Origin of the sequence: Paenibacillus sp. DRB1-1 (assembly GCF_052119485.1) — a bacterium.
Classification (GTDB): Bacteria; Bacillota; Bacilli; order Paenibacillales; family Paenibacillaceae; genus Paenibacillus; species Paenibacillus polymyxa_B.
This window is the reverse complement of record NZ_JBODQH010000001.1, coordinates 4,681,113-4,701,802: the sequence shown is the minus strand read 5'-3', so window position 1 is coordinate 4,701,802 and position 20,690 is coordinate 4,681,113. Positions and strand designations below refer to the sequence as shown.

Annotated in this window: 2 protein-coding genes (1 of these 2 only partly in view); both read right to left on the bottom strand. The window is 47.7% G+C overall.

The window, feature by feature from the left end:
* A protein-coding gene (locus ACQW03_RS21090) for an SDR family NAD(P)-dependent oxidoreductase (RefSeq protein WP_441951579.1) crosses the window boundary here: on the bottom strand, positions 1-9,565 show its 5' portion. The gene continues 10,142 nt to the left of window position 1, outside the view; the window shows 9,565 of its 19,707 coding nt (coding positions 1-9,565); the start codon lies at positions 9,563-9,565; its stop codon lies off the left edge, out of view.
* Entirely contained in the window at positions 9,549-20,690 is an 11,142-nt protein-coding gene (locus ACQW03_RS21085) for an amino acid adenylation domain-containing protein (protein WP_441951577.1), read from the bottom strand. The genes ACQW03_RS21090 and ACQW03_RS21085 overlap by 17 nt, the downstream gene beginning before the upstream one ends.

Sequence of the window (20,690 nt, the reverse complement as noted above, 5' to 3'; positions counted from 1 at the left end):
ATGCAATAAAGCTCCTCATTCTTTCGGCATACGTTTTTAGTTGCTTTTCACCTTTAGCAGACAAAACGAAGAGAACGGGATTATGAATATCGGAGGCGGCTGGTGATGTCGCAGATGTTCCAGTCCCGGGGCGATATTCTTCAATAATAAGATGGGCGTTCGTACCGCTAAATCCGAAAGAGCTCACAGCGGCGCGCCTTTTGTTCCCGTGGGAAGGTTCCCAGGCGTTCAATTCTGTATTGACATAAAAAGGAGAATTATCAAAATCAAAATGCTCATTCGGGTTCTTGAAATTCAGTGTCGGTACTAGTTTTCTATGCTTCATGCATAGCAACACCTTTTGCACGCTTGCTATGCCCGCTGCTGCAGAAGTATGCCCGATATTGCTTTTTACCGAACCTATGGCACAGTAGTTCTTCTGATCGGTTTTCTCTTTAAAGGCGGTTGATAAAGCTTCCAATTCAATAGGGTCGCCCAGCTTGGTTCCTGTCCCATGCATTTCAACATAGCTAATGCTTTCAGGCTCAATCTGATATTTGTTGTATATTTCCCGCTCCAGCTCAATTTGGCTGTTTGTGCTTGGAGCGGTAATCCCGTTGGTTTTTCCATCTTGATTGATTCCGGACCCGATAATAACTCCGTATATATGATCCCGATCAGCTTCAGCATCCTTCAGCCGCTTCAGAACTAGCGCCCCTACTCCTTCCCCCGGAACAAAGCCGTTGGCGCTATTGTCAAACGTTTTACAGCGGCCATCTGGCGACAACATTCCAGATGCAGACATGCCTACATATGATTCAGGAGTCAGATATAACGACACCCCGCCAACCAACGCCATTTCTATCTCTCCGTTAGATAACGCTTGGCATGCCAGATGGGTTGCCACCAGCGATGAGGAGCATGCCGTATCTACGGATATGGCTGGACCTTTCAGATTGAGGAAATAAGAGATGCGAGCCGCTGCAATAGCGTTGCTGTTCCCAGTAGTATTGGTGAACTGCGCTTGATGCTTGTACCGCAGCATACTATATTCATTATTTAAAATTCCAAGGTAAACCCCGCATTTTTTATTTCCCAACTGTGAGCCACTATAGCCTGCATCCTCAATTGCCTTATATGCTTCCTGCATAAAAATGCGTTGCTGGGGATCCATCCCTTCCGCCTCGGTAGGAGAAATATTGAAAAATAACGGATCAAAATATTCCATATCCTCTAAAACACCCAGCCACTTGCAATTGATTTTCCCCTCTTGCGCTGGACGAGGATCATAATATTGGCTTACATCCCAACGGTCCTTCGGGATTTCAATAATGGAATTTTTGCCTAGAGCGAGATTATCCCAATATTGCTGCACATCTTCCGCACCAGGATATCTTCCCGAAATCCCGACAATTGCAATTAATTCTTTATTTTCCGAAGGCATAGGCGATGAATCTTCTGCTACCTTTACCAGGTGGAATGGCTCGGAATCCTCCTTAGGCGATAGCCTTGGAGAGCAATGCAGCGTGTCAGGTCCCTTCGAATGGACTTTCGCAATAGGTTTGTCCATGTCCGGGACTGTGCTCAAGGACTGTTGATTGGAGCTTCCTCCACGCTTATTGATTTCTTGTGCCAAAAATGTAGCGAATTGGCGAATGGTCGGATAGTCGTAGACCTTGGTCGCTGCTATAGATGTACCATATCGTTTATTAATGTTTCGAACCCACTCTACGCCTATAATGGAATCTAGTCCGGTATCTATAAAGTTTTTATCCGCCTCAATCTCGCTCCGTTCCATATACAAAGCCTCAGCCAGGCTTACCGTCAGTTCTTCCTGTAACAGCTCTGCAGAGGCGCTGCACTCAGCCATGCTGGCCTGCGCCTGCTTTTCAAACGAAATCGGCATCAAATTCACCTGAATGGAAGACTCTGGCGATTTCTCTGGCTCTAATGCAACGGATGACAGTGAATACTCTGCTGGAGAATGATCCGAAATAGACTGGGCAGAGAATGGCGCAATTGATTTGCTAAACAATTCCTTCTCTACAAATTTGCTAAAATCCCGGATGGTTGGATAATCGTAGACTTTTGTTGCTGTTATGGCTGTATTGTAATGCTTATTAATGCTACGAACCCACTCTACGCCTATAATGGAATCCAATCCAAGATCAACAAAATTTCTATCCGAATCGATATCGCTCCGATCTATATATAAAGCCTGCGCCAGGCTTGTTGTCAGCTCCTCCTGCAATATTTCCGCCGATATTGCAGATGGAACAGACGACAGCGCTTCCGTCTTCTTCTCATCCTCTAATGTGTGCGATGTCTCCTCCAGTGAAGTTAACATGATCGTCGTCCCCTCCTGGTTGGCAGACTTGCTTAGGTGCGGCTGACGGTCCAACAAATTCGGTAAGGATATGGCGCTTGGTTTTTCAGAACTATTCAAAAAAACGGGTTGTATTAGGGCTGTTGGCTGCATCGCATGAGTCTGGCCGGGAATTGCCTTTTCCTGAGCTTCCGTAACAGCTCTTTCTACAGAAGAGACTCTTTCTACAGATGGACTCATAATATCCGTTATCCAGTACCGCTCCCTCGCAAAAGGATAGGCCGGCAGGCTGATTCGCCGCGGCTTGGCATCCCCATAAAGCATGTCCCAATCCATCGACAATCCCTTGACCCAAAGATCAACTACCTTCGAATATTTCCTTTTCCCTATCCAGGCAGCGATCGTTTTGTCCATGTCTTCATCTTCTACCAGCGCCGTCAGCGCCTCCTTATTCCGTTTGACCTGACCCCGGTACAACTCAGGGATTCCGTCCCGTCCTTCCACGAATCCTTCCAACTTGTCCACCAGCTCCTGCATAGACCCTGCAATCACTGCCAGCCGCTCTTCCATGGCCTCGCGTCCCACCTGCAGCGTGTATGCCACATCGGCCAGACTGCTTTCGCTTAGCTGTCCTTCCCGCATAACAGCTAGCAATCTCTCGGTCTGCTTTTTCAGTCGTTCTTCATTTCTGGCCGACAATACGATGATTGCAGGCTTTTGAGCCGTAACGCTCATCGGCACCTTCTCTTCCGCAATGTACTCTTCGATGATGACATGTGCATTGGAGCCTCCCGCTCCAAACGATGAAATCCCAGCAATCCTCGGATATTCCCGCGTCTCTCCATCGATCTCAACCACCGGCCGCTTCCATTCCCCCAGCTCCTGCTGGACGACGAACGGCGTCTGACCGAAATGGATGTTCGGATTCAATTCTTGGGCATGCAGGCTGGGAACCAGCGTCTGGTTTTTCATCTGCAAGATGATTTTCCCAACCCCGGCGATGCCCGCTGCCGCCTCTAAGTGCCCGATGTTGGACTTCACAGAGCCTATGGCGCAGAATCCCGTATCCGGTGTATCCTTCCTGAATGCCTGAGTCAGACCCGTCACTTCAATCGGGTCTCCCAGCTCTGTACCTGTCCCGTGGGCTTCAATATAGCTGACCGTCCGCGCATGGACCCCCGCTCGCTCCAGTGCCGACCGGATCAGTTCCCCTTGGGCTGTCGGGTTCGGCACCGTATAGCCGTTGGTCTTGCCTCCATGGTTGATACTCGTCCCCCGGATCACCGCATGGATGAGGTCCCCATCAGCGATCGCCTTGGACAGCGGCTTTAATAGGACAACCCCCGCGCCTTCTCCAGGGACAAACCCGTTGCCTCCTTTGCCGAAGCTCTTGCACTGCCCGTCTATCGACAGCATGTGGTTGGCGCAAAGTCCGACATAGCTGAGCGGATGGAGATACAGATTTACTCCGCCAGCAATAGCCATTTCGCATTCTCCACGGTACAGATGCTCACAGGCTTCATGAATCGCGGTCAACGAAGACGAACACATCGTGTCGATCGGCATGCTTGGCCCTTGCAAATTAAAGAGGTACGAAATCCTGTTAGCCACTGAACTAAAGGATGTGTGAGGGTATATTTGTGTTCCTTTTCTCCATAAATCAAGTCCGTATAGATCAAAGCCCGTTTTGGTAATTCCGGCAAATACGCCTACCCGGCGGTTATGCCGCACCGCAAGCTGTTCCCGGGTGTAGCCCGCGTCCTCCAACGCTTCCCAGCAAGCTTCAATGAACAGCCTTTCCTGCGGGTCCATACCAAGTGCTTCCCGTGGCGCAATATTGAAAAAGCGCGGATCGAAATCCGCAAATCCTTCGATAAAGCCCCCCCACTTGCTGTAGCTTTTTCCATTCGCCACCGCTTCCTGTGAATCAGGATCGAAGAACCCTTCCATCGTCCAACGCTCACGCGGGATTTCGGTGACACAGTCCTTCCCTGCTTTTAGATTTTCCCAATATTCGTTCATGTCCCTGGACCAGGGATACTTTCCAGCCATCCCAATGATCGCTATTGGTTCACGCATTTCCGCAGGGGCAGACCCGGCCAAGCTTCGAACGGGCTTCGCTGCCGCCTTTGCCGCAGATGGCACGGCTTCTTCTTCGACATACAGCGGTGCCGCAAGTGTTTCCTCCACAGGCTGTATGTCATGGCTCATCCCGGTCCACTGCATGCACTCCTGCGGATATTCCGCTACAAAATATTCCGTCAAGGCGCGCAAGGTCTGGTACTCATAAAACAGCGTCTGGGACAGCTCTCCAAAGAAGCCCGCCAACTTGGCATTGAGCTGGGTAATCATGATCGAGTCGATTCCATACCTCTCCAGCGGCTCATGGGCTTCGATGCTGCTGACGCTCAGCCGAGTCACCTCTCCCAATAGCACCTTGAGTCGATATAAGGTTTTATCGTAGAGCAAGTTCGAATCCAGCTTAGGTGCAGTTGCCTGGCTAGGGACAGCTGCCTGGATAGCATGGACATCGGGCTGTGAAACAGCTTTTGCCAGGTAGGCCTCAATTTTCTCAGGTTCTCCTTCCATGACCATCACCTGCTTCTTGCCAGAGGCCAAGCTTTGGTACAACGCCCTCATTCCCGACCAGGTCTGCATGGCAGTAATACCCATGTTTTGCGTCATGATCTGTTCCGTGTCCGCATCAATCCGCATTCCGCCCTCTTTCCATAGTGGCCAACGGATGGATAACGTCTGTCCCCGCCGTTGCTTGGCCCCTACCAGGGCATTCCGGTATTCGGCGTAAGCATCCATAAAGGCATTGGCGGTCGAATAGTCAGCCTGTCCCGGATTGCCCAGGCTACCCGATATGGAAGAAAAGAGCACAAAGAAGTCCAGGTTCTGGCCACCGCTTGCCTCATCCAGATGGACCAGTCCGCTTACCTTCGGTCCCAGCACCTCCATAAATTCTTCACTAGTTTTTTTAATGATGAAATTATCGTGAATCACCCCTGCACAGTGGATAATCCCATGAACACGTCCAAATTCCTGCTGAATGCTGTTCAATAAATCGATAACGGTGTTTCTATGGGTGATATCCGCTTGCCTGTACACCACGCTGGCTCCTAAAGACTCCAGCTCCTGTAGCCTCGTCTGCTTGTCTCGGTCCAGCGGCGACCGCCCCGTCAAAATACAGGTCGCTGCTTGCGTCTGCCGGGCAATCTCTTCTGCAACCAGCAGCCCCAGACTGCCGGAGCCGCCGGTAATCAGATAGACCCCACCATCTCTCCATGGAAGCCCCTCTTCTTGCCCAGATGTTTCAAGCCTGCTCCAGCAAGCGATTGTCCGTTGTTCGTTCTCATAGCGAATCCAGCTATTCATCGGGCTACGGCTGTTGTCCTCCAGCTTCGCCAGGATGCCTTCCGCCCGTTCTCCCTGATCCACTTCGATCAGCTGCCCGATGAATTTCGGGTTTTCCAGCCGGGCTGTCTTCAACAGTCCCGAAAGTCCCGAAAAGAGCCGTTCTTCCCCGGCGTTCCGCACCAAAATTTGGACCAGCACCCTCCCCTCAGACTTGTCTTTGAGTATGCTCTGGATGCTCTCAAAGGCCTGAATAGCATAGGCCTGGAACCGTTCATCAACCCGGCTCTTCCCGGATTGAAAGGCAAGCACCTGCACAGCTCCGTTCAAACTCGCTTCGAGTCGCTCGTGCAAAGCTTCGTCTGGCTCACAAAGCAAGACCATTCGCCGATCATAGGCAGGGACTTCGGCTTCCAGCGGTACATTCTTCTTTTTCCATGTAGGTTCAAATAGCAGTGTACGGCTACTCGTAACGGCAGGCGCTTCCGCAGCTCTGGCGACCGTAAATTTTGGTTCACGCTCTGCCGCTCTGCCGCCTGTAATTTTGTCCTCACTCCTAGGCGCCCAATACTGCTCTTTTGCAAAAGGATAAGTTGGCAACGGAATCCTAGAGTACTGTTCATTTGAAAACAAACACTCAAAGTCTAACGAATATCCCTGAACATACAAATCTGCAATCGTAGTCAAAAGCTCCAAATACTCGCGGGTATCGCTTGCGTTTTGACAATTGTAAATACATTCATCCCCGTATCTTTTCAAAGATGTTTGTATGCGTTGATCTTTTTCGTGCAGTTCAGAATGATAAACTTGAGAAGCACTGCCTTTTTCCAGCCACTTTTTAAGGGACATAACAAGCTCGCCTTGATTACGGGCAACACAGGCAAGACGATGATTACAGTGCTTTCTCCCAAGCAATAATGTATAACTCATATTACCGCAATCCGCCTTAGGCTCCTGTTCACAATAAGCAAGCAGTTGCTCTACCTGCTGGCGCAATTGTTTTGAAGTCCGTGCCGACAGCGGAATGAAATAACCTGGCTTTTCGGAATGTCTCCGTTCCGTCTGTGGAGCCTCTTCTATAACCATATGAGCATTCGTACCGCTGGCACCAAAGGAGCTGACCGCAGCACAGCGTCTGGCTCCAGGCTCAACCTCCCAGTCCTGCAGATACGTATTGACATAAAAAGGACTATCCGCAAACTGAATATTTGAATTGCCCGACCGGAAATGAAGTGTAGGAGGAATTTGCTTATTCTTTAATGACAATAACAGTTTGATCATTCCCGTAATTCCTGCCGCAATTTGCGTATGGCCAATATTCGTCTTAATGGACCCTATGGCGCAATATTCCTTCTTGTCGGTATACTTTCTAAAGGTTCGAGTCAGTGCCTGATATTCAATGGGATCTCCCAATTTGGTGCCAGTTCCATGTGCTTCGACCATCTGGATTTGCTCTGGGTGGATATGAAATGTATCGTATACATTTTGCTCGAGTCGCTCCTGAGATTTCTGGCTTGGCGCAGTAAGTCCATTCGTGGTACCGTCCTGGTTGATCGCTGAGCCTGAAATCACTCCATAGATGTGGTCTCCATCAGCAACAGCTTCATGAAGACGCTTGAGCACAATCGCGCCAAGCGCCTCTCCCGGAACCATTCCATCTGCCCTGTCATCAAAGGTATAGCAGCGTCCCGAGCGAGACAGCATTCCTGCCCGGTCACCATATAAAAAGCAGCGAGGAGTCGTATGAATATAGACACCACCAGCTAAAGCCATATCCGTTTCTCCGGTCCATAAGCTTTGGCAGGCCAGATGAACTGCAACTAACGAACTGGAACAAGCTGTATCTACAGCTATTGCTGGTCCGTGAAGATTCAAGTAGTAGGAGATTCTAGCCGGAATCACGGAACCCATATGACCCCAAAGCGCTTGTGGAGGCAGGTCTTCACCCAGCAATTGTTGGTAATCTCCCTCGGCACAGCCCACATACACTCCACAACGGCGACCCTCCATCCCTGTCCCCGCATAGCCAGCATCTTCCAGAGCATGCCACGCTTCCTCCAGGAACAATCGCTGCTGCGGATCCATATAGGTCGCTTCCAATCCTGAGATATTGAAAAAAAGTGGATCAAACTTATCAATATCCCCCAAAAAACTGCCGTGATTGCAGTAGCTTGCATGTTTTTCCTGGTATTTCGAAAGATCCCACCGGGTTACCTCTTCCACTAAATCGTCACCGTTCTTAAGGTGATTCCAAAGCTCATGTACATTATCAGATCCAGCAAACCGCCCGCTCATTCCAATAATCGCAATGGGCTCCCTTGGTGTTAAAGCTTTCTCTTTATCCTTCTTATTGGGTCTGTCCTGCTCAAAGGATATATTTGCCGTTTCAACGGGATGAAGAATATGATCCGTGTCTTTAGGTTTTTGGATGTCGCGACTTGCATCTTCCATGTTGTCTATTGGATTAGCGCTCTGGTCCAAGACTTGTGAAACTTTATCTCCATATTGGCTTAAAATGTATAGCGTCAGTTGTTTTACCGAACTGTAATCGAAGATGTCGGTAGTTTGCAAATGAATCCCCAGCCCCTGATTGACAGCCTGCACAAAGTTGACGCCAAGAATGGAGTCCAGCCCATAATCTGCGAATGACTCATGAATATCAATCATAGTAAAGTCCACATTTAAAGCCTCTACCAGCTTCCCTACGATAAGCTCCTGGACATACTCTTCAGCCATCTCGCTTGTTACATCAATATCTGATCGAATTCCTTCGTCACGCTGTTTCATTTGAGATTTGTAGTGTTCAGGCTCCTGTTTGTTCAGAATCATACCATCGCTTTCCGCCACAATAATTTGTTGACCTATATCATGCGCTTCCTGAGCAGGGAAGAAAACGGACCGGAAACCCTCCATTTCCAATACCCTTTGCCAACTTTCGGGATATAACCCGGGAGAGCCTGGAATGCGCAGCTCCGGGTCATTATAAAGCCACCATCCCTCTAAAAGGCCAAAGGATAGATGGTTTAACAGAGAGTTACCGCTGATTTCATTTATAAGAATCAGACCGTTTTCTCGCAGCGCCGCTTTGACATTGCGTAACGTTTGGCGAATGTTCCGTGTGGCGTGCAATACATTGGTGGCAATCGCAATATCATATCCACCTGTATCAATATCTTGTCCCTGAGCCGACTCTTCCACATTAAAAATTTGATAAGTCAGGTAAGGATTTTTCGGACCGTATTCTTTTTGTGCATGTAATAAAAATGCTCTGGATTTGTCGGTATAGCAATATTCTTGAATATACTCCCGATAAGGTTCGAGCTTCTGGAAGACCAAAGCGCTAGTACCTCCAGTGCCTGCACCAATTTCAATGATTCGAATCGGTACCGACGGGTCATGCTTAATCCGCTCATTCAGATAGGAAACTACGATATCTCCCAACACTTCATTAAAGTAATCCGCTGCAGGACTGTTCTTATATATACCCTCTACCAGTTTCATAGAGGAATTAGGAAAAATGATATCGGTGGCTGGTATTTTCCCGGTTAAAATTTCCGGCAGCTTGCGCAAGGTTGATTCCACCAAAAATACCCAGGCTGAGAGATCCGGATTTTTCAGCCATGCCCCTTTTTTCCATTCCCACTCCTTCCATACAGCCTGCAGATCGACCGGAGCGGTACCCGCTACGCTATATGACTCTCCATTACAGTACAAATACTGATTCCGTACCAAAATCTCTATGCTTTCTTCAAGCCAACGATCGTATAAATTCAGTAAGGCGGTTTTTGTTTTAAAATCTGAGATCATAGCTTTCTTTTCCATTTGCGCATATGGACATAATCCCATCAAGCGCAAATGGCTCCATAACAGCCTGCATAAGATATCATTCATTTCCTTCATCTGTAAGCCTCCATTCCCGTTCAGCCCCTCGTGTCGCTCCGTCCTGTTCCGAGTAAGCTTTGCTGTCGACTGTAGTCGAGGACATTGTCTCGTATGCAGCCGCTAGATAAGAAAGATCTGGCATCTTCTTTATTTTTACACTGGCAGAAATATAACTCTGGATGTTTTGGATATACGAAGGAATAGCTTCGGGATTTGAAGCAGCGATGTCTTCCTTATTCATTTCCGAAACATTTGCCGTTTTGGCAAGTGTCTTTTGGGCAATGAACGAATCTATTGGCTTTACAGCATCGGCAGATTCAATGGAAGCCGATTTAGTTTTAATATCCGTGATCCAGTACCGCTCCCTCGCAAAAGGATAGGCTGGCAGGCTGATTCGCCGCGGCTTGGCATCCCCATAAAGCATGTTCCAATCCATCGCCAGTCCCTTGACCCAGAGATCAACTACCTTCGAATATTTCCTTTTCCCTATCCAGGCAGCAATCATTTTCTCCATGTCTTCATCTTCGATCAGCGCCGTCAGCGCCTCCTTATTCCGTTTGACCTGGCCCCGGTACAACTCAGGGATTCCGTCCCGTCCTTCCAGGAATCCTTCCAGCTTGTCCACCAGCTCCTGCATAGACCCTGCAATCACTGCCAGCCGCTCTTCCATGGCTTCGCGTCCCACCTGCAGCGTGTATGCCACATCGGCCAGACTGCTTTCGCTGAGCTGTCCTTCCCGCATAACAGCTAGCAATCTCTCGGCCTGCTTTTTCAGTCGTTCTTCATTTTTGGCCGACAATACGATGATTGCAGGCTTTTGAGCCGTAACGCTCATCGGCACCTTCTCTTCCGCAATGTACTCTTCGATGATGACATGCGCATTGGAGCCTCCCGCTCCAAACGATGAAATCCCAGCAATCCTCGGATATTCCCGCATCTCTCCATCGATCTCAACCACCGGCCGCTTCCATTCCCCCAGCTCCTGCTGGACGACGAACGGCGTCTGACCGAAATGGATGTTCGGATTCAATTCTTGGGCATGCAGGCTAGGAACCAGCGTCTGGTTTTTCATCTGCAAGATGATTTTCCCAACCCCGGCGATGCCCGCTGCCGCCTCCAAGTGTCCGATGTTGGACTTCACAGAGCCTATGGCGCAGAATCCAGTATCCGGTGTATCCTTCTTGAATGCCTGGGTCAGACCCGTCACTTCAATCGGGTCTCCCAGCTCTGTACCTGTCCCGTGAGCTTCAATATAGCTGACCGTCCGCGCATGGACCCCCGCTCGCTCCAGTGCCGACCGGATCAGTTCCCCTTGGGCTGTCGGGTTCGGCACCGTATAGCCGTTGGTCTTGCCTCCATGGTTGATACTCGTCCCCCGGATCACCGCATGGATGAGGTCCCCATCAGCGATCGCCTTGGACAGCGGCTTTAATAGGACGACCCCCGCGCCTTCTCCAGGGACAAACCCGTTGCCTCCTTTGCCGAAGCTCTTGCACTGCCCGTCTATCGACAGCATGTGGTTGGCGCAAAGTCCGACATAGCTGAGCGGATGGAGATACAGATTTACTCCGCCAGCAATAGCCATTTCGCATTCTCCGCGGTACAGATGCTCACAGGCTTCATGAATCGCGGTCAACGAGGATGAACACATCGTATCGATCGGCATGCTTGGCCCTTGCAAATTAAAGAGGTACGAAATCCTATTTGCTACTGAACTAAAGGATATTTGGGGAAATATTTGCGCTCCCTTCTTCCATAATTCCGGCCCATAAAGTTCGTAGCCCGTCTTAGTAATTCCAGCAAATACGCCTACCCGGCGGTTATGCCGCACCGCAAGCTGTTCCCTAGTATAGCCCGCGTCCTCCAGTGCTTCCCAGCAGGCTTCAATGAACAACCTTTCCTGCGGGTCCATACCGAGTGCTTCCCGTGGCGAAATATTGAAAAACAGTGGATCGAATTCTGCAAAACCTTCAATAAAGCTCCCCCATTTGCTGTAGCTTTTTGCATTCACCACCGCTTCCTGTGGATCAGGATGGAAGAACCCTTCCAGCGTCCAGCGGACACGCGGGATTTCGGTGACACAGTCCTTCCCTGCTTTTAGATTTTCCCAATATTCGTTCATATCCCTGGACCAGGGATACTTTCCAGCCATTCCAATGATCGCTATCGGTTCACGCATTTCCGCAGGAGCAGACCCGACCAAGCTTTGGACGGGCTTCGCTTCCGCCTTTACCGGAGCCGGCACGGCTTCTTCCTCGGCGTACAACGGTGCCGCAAGTATTTCCTCTACAGAATGCATGTCATGGCTCATCCCGGCCCACTGCATACATTCCTGCGGGTATTCCGCCACAAAATATTCCGTCAAAGCACGCAAAGTTTGGTACTCATAAAACAGCGTCTGGGACAGTTCTCCAAAGAAGCCCGCCAGCTTGGCATTGAGCTGGGTAATTATAATCGAGTCGATTCCATAGGTTTCCAGCGGTTCATTGGTTTCAATGCTGCCGACGCTCAGCCGGGTTACCTCTCCAAACAGCACCTTGAGACAATGCAAGGTTTTGTCGTAGAGCAAGCCTGCATCCAGCATAGGTACGCTTGCCTGGTTAGGTACTGCCTGAATGGCACGGACACTGGCTTGTGAAACGGCTTTCGCCAGGTAGGCCTCAATTTTCTCAGGTTCCCCCTCCATGACCATCACCTGCTCCTTGCCGGAGGCCAAGCTTTGGTACAACGCCCTCATTCCCGACCGAGTCTGCATGGCTGTAATGCCCATGTTTTGCGTCATGATCTGTTCCGAATCCGCATCGATCCGCATTCCGCCCTCTTTCCACAGCGGCCAGCGGATGGATAACGTCTGTCCCCGCCGTTGCTTGGCCCCTACCAGCGCGTTCCGGTATTCGGCGTATGCATCCATAAAGGCATTGGCGGTCGAATAGTCAGCCTGTCCCGGATTGCCCAGGCTACCCGATATGGAAGAAAAGAGCACAAAGAAGTCCAGGTCCTGACCGCTACTCGCCTCATCCAGATGGATCAGTCCGCTCACCTTCGGTCCCAGCACCTCTATAAATTCTTTCCTTGTTTTTTTGATGATGAAGTTATCTTGAATCACCCCTGCGCAGTGGATGATCCCATGGACACGCCCATATTCCTGCTTGATGCTGTTCAGTAAATCGATAACCGTCTTCCTGTCGGTGATATCGCCTTGCCTGTACACCACGCTGGCTCCTGAAGACTCCAGCTCCTGTAGCCTCGTCTGCTTGTCTCGGTCCAGCGGCGACCGCCCCGTCAAAATGAAGGTCGCTGCTCGCGTCTGTCGGGCAATCTCTTCTGCAACCAGCAGCCCCAGACTGCCGGAGCCGCCGGTAATCAGATAGACCCCACCATCTCTCCATGGAAGCCCCTCTTCTTGCCCAGATGTTTCAAGCCTGCTCCAGAAAGCGGTTTTCCGTTGACCTTCCTCATAGCGAATCCAGCCATCCATCGGGCTTCGACTGTTGTCCTCCAGCTTCGCCAGGATGCCTTCCGCCTGTTCTCCCTGATCCACTTCAATCAGCTGCCCGATGAATTTCGGGTTTTCCAGCCGGGCTGTCTTCAACAGTCCCGAAAGTCCCGAATAGAGCCGCCCTTCCCCGGCGTTCCACACCACAATTTGGACCAGTACTCTTCCCTTCGGCTTGTCTTTGAGCATACTTTGGATGCTCTCAAAGGCCTGAACAGCATAGGCCTGGAACCGCTCATCGACCCGGCTCTTTCCGGATTGAAAGGCAAGCACCTGCGCAGCTCCAATCAAGCTCGCTTCGAGTCGCTCGTGCAAAGCATCTTCCGGCTCACAAAGCAAGACCATTCGCCAATCATAGGCAGGGGCTTCGGCTTCCAGCGGTACGTCCTGCTCCTTCCAGGCAGGCTCAAATAGCAGTGTACGGCTACTCGTAACGACAGGCGCTTCCGCTGTTCCGGTTCTAACTACTCCGGCCTCAACCTCAGGAGCCCAACAACGCTCCTGAGCAAAAGGATACGTAGGTAAACTTATTCTTTTTGGTATGACATTGGAATATAGCAATCGCCAATCTATATAGAAGCCTTTGGCCCACAACTCTGCCAGCTTGTTCATTTCACGATTTGCAATCCATTTGCTCATTAATTCCTTGAAAACTTCTTCCTGTTCAAATAATTGCACTGAATCTTTTGACTGATTGTTTTCTCCCCTCCAGCAGTTCTCGATAGGTTCTTGTTCACTCGTGAACGATTTGAGCTTTTGTACCAGCTCGCTCGTATTCTTTACGATAAAAGCTACCCGGTTTTTCATTACCATTCGTCCTGTCTGAAGCGTAAAGGATACATCCGACAAATTAATGTCTTCAGAAGCTATCAAAAAATCTGAAAGCTCTTGTGCATACACTTTAAGACGATGATGATTCCTTGCAGATAATGGAATCAGATAGACAGCTTCTTCGTTCACAGAACTATCTTTAAATCGTTCTGATTCAGCATTGACTACAAATTGTTCAAAAATGGCATGAGCATTAGTTCCGCCTATTCCAAAGGAGCTTAACGCCGCCCGATGAGGAGCCGACGCATTCTCCCATTTTTGGAGACTATCAACAACATAAAAGGGTGAATCAGGAAAATTGATATCAGAATTCGGTTTTTCGTAATTAAGTGAAGGAGGAATCTCATTATGGTATAAGCTTAAAGCAACTTTAATGCACCCCGCCAAACCTGCTGCAGTATCCAGATGCCCGATATTGGTTTTGACCGATCCAATACCGCAAAATTGTTTTTTGGTTGTATACTGCCTGTACGTTTCATTTAAGGCGGCAAATTCAACAGGATCACCCAATTTTGTTCCGGTTCCATGCGTTTCGATATAACTGATGGATTCGGGATGAATTCGGGTTGATTCTATCGTCTTTTGAATAACCTCAGCCTGACCTTTGACACTTGGGGCATAAAAGCCCAATTTGTCGGTTCCATCGTTGTTCACACCTACTCCCCGTAAAAGCGCATAAATATGGTCACCGTCTCTAATGGCATCTGGCGCTTTCTTCAGTAGAACAACCCCAACCCCTTCTCCGCCAATCATTCCATCTGCTGACTCGTCAAAGGCTTTAATATGTCCATCACTGGAGAAATTCAAGCCAGGTTGATGCACATAGCCTAAACTAGTGAAAGGAAAGATCGTCGATGCTCCGACTAAAGCGTATTTGGCCTCACCGGATAACAGGCTTTGCGAAGCCAGACGCAATCCGACTAATGAGGAAGAGCAGTTCGAGTGCACAAACAAACTCGGACCTTTAAATCCCAATTTGTGAGAGATCATGGTAGGAATTGTCCCACCCTGTGCTAAAATCCAGGTTACATATTCATCCGCGTTCTTCAGGACATTAGGTGATTGCGACGCCAAATTTGGGATAAATGCTTGATAGAAACTGCTGCTAGCCGACATATACACACTGGTTTCAGGAATTTCTTTGCTAATATAGCCAGCATCCTCAACGGCTTTCCATGAATGCTGCAACAGCAATTTCATTTGAGGGTCCATAAACTCTGCATTTTTCTGTGATAAGCTGAAAAACTCAGGGTCGAAATACTCTTTTCCTTCAATTGTGCATCGTCCGGGAACATAGCCTCGATTCCCGACGATTTCTTTTTCCAACCCTAATCCAACCAATTCTTCCTCGGAAAAGAAGCGGACACTCTCTACCCCTGCCCTCAAATTGTTCCAAAACTCGGCATGGTTTTTGGCCCCCGGAAAATGACATGAAATCCCTATAATTGCGAGACTATCCTCAAAATAATCTGGGTAGGGTGGCTTGAGGTCATCTTCGCCTGAATCCATTTTCGGTAAGGCTGTATTTTCAGCTGTATCTGTTTGTTCCGGTGTATGTGACTGTTCTGTTTGAAAATCAACATTCTCGCTTCTTGTTTCTGTAATGTAGGCACTGAGTTCCTTAACTGTCGGATACTTGAACAATGCTGTCACCGAAATATCGCATTCCAACAATTCCTTGACCCTTCCGATCATCTCTGCTGCTGAAAAAGAATTCCCGCCTACGTCAAAGAAAGCATCATCTGTACTTAGATCATCAATATTTAGAAGTTTTTTCCATACCGTTAGAACTTGATGTTCGACATCCGATTGTGGTAAATGGATCTTTCTTGTTGTTGCTAACTCTATCCTGCGACTCATTAATTCTTTTCGATCTATTTTCCCATTTGGGGTCAAAGGCAGCTTATCTAGCTCTATAAAAAATGCTGGTATCATATAATAGGGCAAGAAAGTTTTTAAATAGTTTCGCACTTCCTTCGGATCGAGAGGAGGCTTACCGGACTCGGAATTGTTCAGCAAACAGTAGGCAACAAGCTGCTTATTCCCCCCCTGTTCCTTGGCAATCACAACACAATCATCGATTCCTGGATATGTTCTGACCTGACCTTCAACTTCACTCAGCTCGATCCGAAACCCGCGAATTTTCACTTGATAATCCATCCGTCCCACATACTCAATAGAGCCGTCCGAAAGCCACCTGCATAAATCTCCAGTTCTGTAGAGCTTGGTTTCCGGATTGAATGGGTTGTCTATGAACTTTTCAGCCGTAAGCTCTGGCTGGTTCCAATAGCCTCTGGCCAATCCGCTGCCCGAAATAAAAAGCTCTCCCGGAAGACCGACAGGCACAGGTCTAAGATGTTTGTCCAAAATGTAAATCTGGGTGTTTGCGATAGGCTTACCGATCGAAATAGGCTTATCTGTGTCGATCTTTTGAATTGTAGACCAAATTGTGGTTTCAGTCGGACCGAACATATTCCATGCGTCACAGCTGTTATGAACAAAATAAGATTTCAACGTTTCCGAAAGGGCTTCCCCTCCGCAGAGAACTTTTATGTTCTCTTCGTTCTTCCAGCCGGCTTGAAAGAGCAGGGTCCAAGTCACAGGAGTAGCTTGCATAATTGTCGGTTTTATTCTTTGAATTTCCCGCTTAAGTCTTTCGGCATCCTTTATGTTTTTGGAGCTGCAAATATAGCATTGAGCCCCCTTAATCAAAGGCAGATATAATTCCAGTCCCGCTATATCAAAGCAATACGTTGTCACTGCAAGTAGCTTGTCCTGCTCTGTTAAACCGGGCTGCTCTCCCATGGACATAAGAAAGTTGGTCAACGCTTTATGTGGAATCATGACCCCCTTGGGTTTCCCTGTACTTCCAGAGGTATATATCACATATGCCAAATGGTGAGGTTGCACTTCCCGTTTGATTGTCTTTCTACCCTTCACATCACTTTTCAGATGATCCCAGTCTTTATCAAGGACAATACAGCTAACGTTGTTCCCTTCCAAGCGTGACACTTTCTCCAACAACCCCGATTGCGTAATAACCAGTGAAACATTGGAATCCTGAAGCATATACTCCAATCGGTCCTCCGGATATTCCGGATCGAGCGGCACGTAGGCTCCACCGGCCATCAGGATTCCTAATAGCCCAATCACCATATCTAAAGAACGTTCCATGCAAATCCCCACAAGAGTATCAGGAGTTACCCCATGTTTCTGCAAATATAAGGCCAGCAAAGTGCTCTTTTCTTTTAGTTCCCCATAGGTAAGCGATTCCTTTTCATATACAACTGCAATAGCTTCAGGTGTTTTTCTTGCCTGTTTTGCGAATAATTCAGGGAAGCACTTATCAGAATAACTTGTTCCGGTAGCATTCCAGTCATTAAGGATGATGTCCTTTTCCTCTGGTAAGAGTAATGAATGCTCCTCCAAGGGCCAAGCGGGATTCTCCATAAGTGCTTCCGCTAATTCTATATAACGCTCTGCCATCTGTATGATGGTTGAATGATCGAACAAATTGGAGCGATATTTGATATTTAATATCATTTCCTCTTCCTGCTCTTGCAGTTCCAATACCAACTCATATTCGCCTTCCTGGTGAATTTCTTCAACCAATTCGACGAAAAAGATATCTTTATATGGCTTGCAAAGTTGCTGAAAGCTTGAAGTTGGAAGGAAGTTTTGATATGAAAAGGCTGCTTGGAAAATAGGTGAGCTCATCTGCATCCGCGGCACATTCAATTCTCGGACCAGAGCCGGAAAAGGATACGAGGCATGATCCATTCCATCGATTACTGTCAGCTGCAATTTTTTCATGAAATCCAGGAATGTCTCTGTTTCCGATATCTGACTCCGTATTGGAAGCATATTGACAAAGTAGCCGATTAACTTATCAAAACGCTGCTCCGGGCGCACCATAACAGGCATTCCAACAATGATATCTTCCTGTCCCGAATACTGGTTAAGCAATACCGTATACATGCCTAACAAGACTGTGGACAAGCTCGTATATTGCGCTTGGGCAAAAGACTTTACCCGTTTGACCCATTTAAGCGGAAGCGGCTTGGAATATGTTTGTGCTTCCATACTTTGAGCCGGAAAACTAGAGCGGTCATATGGCAGCTCCAGGGTCGGTAAAGCACCTGACAGCTGTTGTGTCCAGTAGGAACGATACTTCTCCCCTTCTGCACTTGCTAACATCGTCTGCTCCCATTTAACAAAATCGCCGTAGCTCGCTGCGGGTGGCAACACCGTCGATGACTTTCCCTGTACCACATTTTTATAGGCATCTAAAAAGCTTTGTGTAAACATGCCGAAAGAACTTCCATCAAAAATAATATGGTGGATGACAACCAGTATGAAATGTTCCTGTTCAGATCTGGACATAACATAAATACGCATCAAAGGATCCTGTTCCAGCATGAATGGTTGCTTTGCTTTATTCCTAATAAATGGAATAATCTCATCTGCTTCCAAGGCTGAAATATCCTCCACTTGCACATGAAGCGGCTGCGTGGGCTGCAGCTTTTGATAAGGTATCCCATTTTCCTCTTCAATCACACTTTTTAAAATAGGGTACTGTTCTAAAACGATGTGAAAAGCCCGTTTAATGCTCTCAATCTCAATCTTCGTATTAAACCGGAGGCATATTGGTATATTGTAAGCATTCATCTCAGGGGACATTTTATGTAATAGCCACAACCCTTTCTGCACTTCAGAAAGCGGATTCCTTCGGAAACTGAGCGAATTTTTCTCAGTATTGACCTGTACAGTGGATTTATCTTCTTCCACCTTTTGGGCTAAATATGCCGATAATAGTTGAATCGTCGGGTTCTCTAAAATTTCTCTTGCTTTAACCTTGATCGGATAGGACTTCTCAAGGCCGCGTATAAGCTTCATGACAAGAATAGAATCGATGCCATAACCATGAAGATTGTTATTCAAATTCATTTCCTCGTGCTTGAGATTCAGTTCCCAACACAAAAATTGCACTATATACTCCTGAATCTTCGACTGAACCAACGAAACGGCATTAATCGTACTGTCATGGTTTTCTGCGGCGGTTTCTTCCATATTCGAATGTGATGGTGAGAACGCACTCCGATATTGATAAAGTGCTTGAAGCTCTTGTTTGATGTAAGCATTGCGGCAGATCTTTCTTTGGATTTTCCCACTTCCTGTTTTGGGTATACTTCCCTTAAGCAGCAAATAAATATCGTAAATTTCAAGTTGATGCGTATTGGATACGGCATTCAATATGTTTTCGACCAGACGTTTATATTCCTGCTCATGAAGGGGCGCTTCAATTTCCTGTACGACGATTACTTTTTCCTGACCATTGATTTCAGAGGAAAATACAGCGATGGGCAAGGTCAACTCTGGCATATTCTTTTGGATGGTCCATTCAATATCGACGGGATGATGGTTTTTGCCGCGAATAATGATGACTTCCTTCTCTCTACCGATGACATAGATATGATTATCCGCAATAAAGCCAAGGTCCCCGGAACGAAAAAAGCCGCCTTCTTTTGTATCAGAAAGGGCTACCTCAAAAGTGCTATTCGTTTCTTCCTTCCTGTTTAAATATCCCTCTGCCATCCGTGCGGATTTAATCCAAATCTCGCCGACTTCCTCCGGTAAGCATTGTGTATGCCTTTCAGGATGAACAATTCGTATTTGCGTCGGATCCTCGATCTCCCCACAGCTCACTACGGACTTCGATTTATTCTTTTCATCCGTGTATTGGACTCTTCGTTGCTCCAAGCTAGGGATATCCAAGTTAAGGAATCTCATCGACTGACCTGGTTTTATACTGGCGACAGGGCACAGCTCCGATAAGCCAAGGAGGGGACAAAATATATCCTCTTGTAGCCCTAATTCCCGGAATTTATGGATGAAGTTCTCGTAAGTTTCCTTCCGGATGGGCTCACCTGCACATATAATCGCTTGGAGATGGCGAAGTGAATATTGCTTAATTGAAGCTATGTCCAGTGTGGAGCAGCAATAATCGAACGCAAAATTTGGCGCTGCCGTATGGGTAGCCTGATACTTGTCAATCATATGAATCCAATTTTCCGGATTTTTAGCGAAGCTTTCTGGCGGGAGAATAATGCTCGACGCCCCGTTTAAAAGTGGGACTAAAATATTGTTATGCAGTCCAAAAGCATGAAATTGCGGCGTCCAGGAAACGACACGACTATTCCGGTCAATTCTCCATTGCTCGGCCTTGGCCTGATTCATCAAGCAGCTGTGACTAAGGATTACGCCTTTTGGCAAGGAGGTTGAGCCCGATGTATACATCAAAAGAGCAGTATCCTGCGGCGCTGGCATTCTCATCTCTATCTCAACGTCAACGGTGTCTTCTTGAAAGATTTCATCAATATTCAGGATACGGATTGAATTAAACTCCCTCCGTGTTTGGAGAAATGCTTTGAAGTCCGTATTAGTTATGATACATACGGCTTGGGAATCCCTATAGATAGGCATCATCTTCTCAAAGATTTTTTCATCCGGCTCCGAATCTGTAATAGGTGTAGGTATGGCCACGATATTTGCATAAAAACATGCCAGCATGCTGCTGATATATTCCAGACCCTGAGGAAATACAAGAAGTGCCCGTTCCTGCTCAGCCAGTTCTTTCAATAGGATATTGCCCAAAGCCTGTATTTGATGTAGAAGCGTATTTCCGGAAAGAATTTGAGGACTCTGGCCTTCTTTCTCAAACGTAAATAACTCTTTTTCAGGAAATTTCCGGCAAGTTTCAATAAAAGAAGCGATCGGAATATCAAGGTTCCATGTTTGGTCATGTTTTCGCATCAT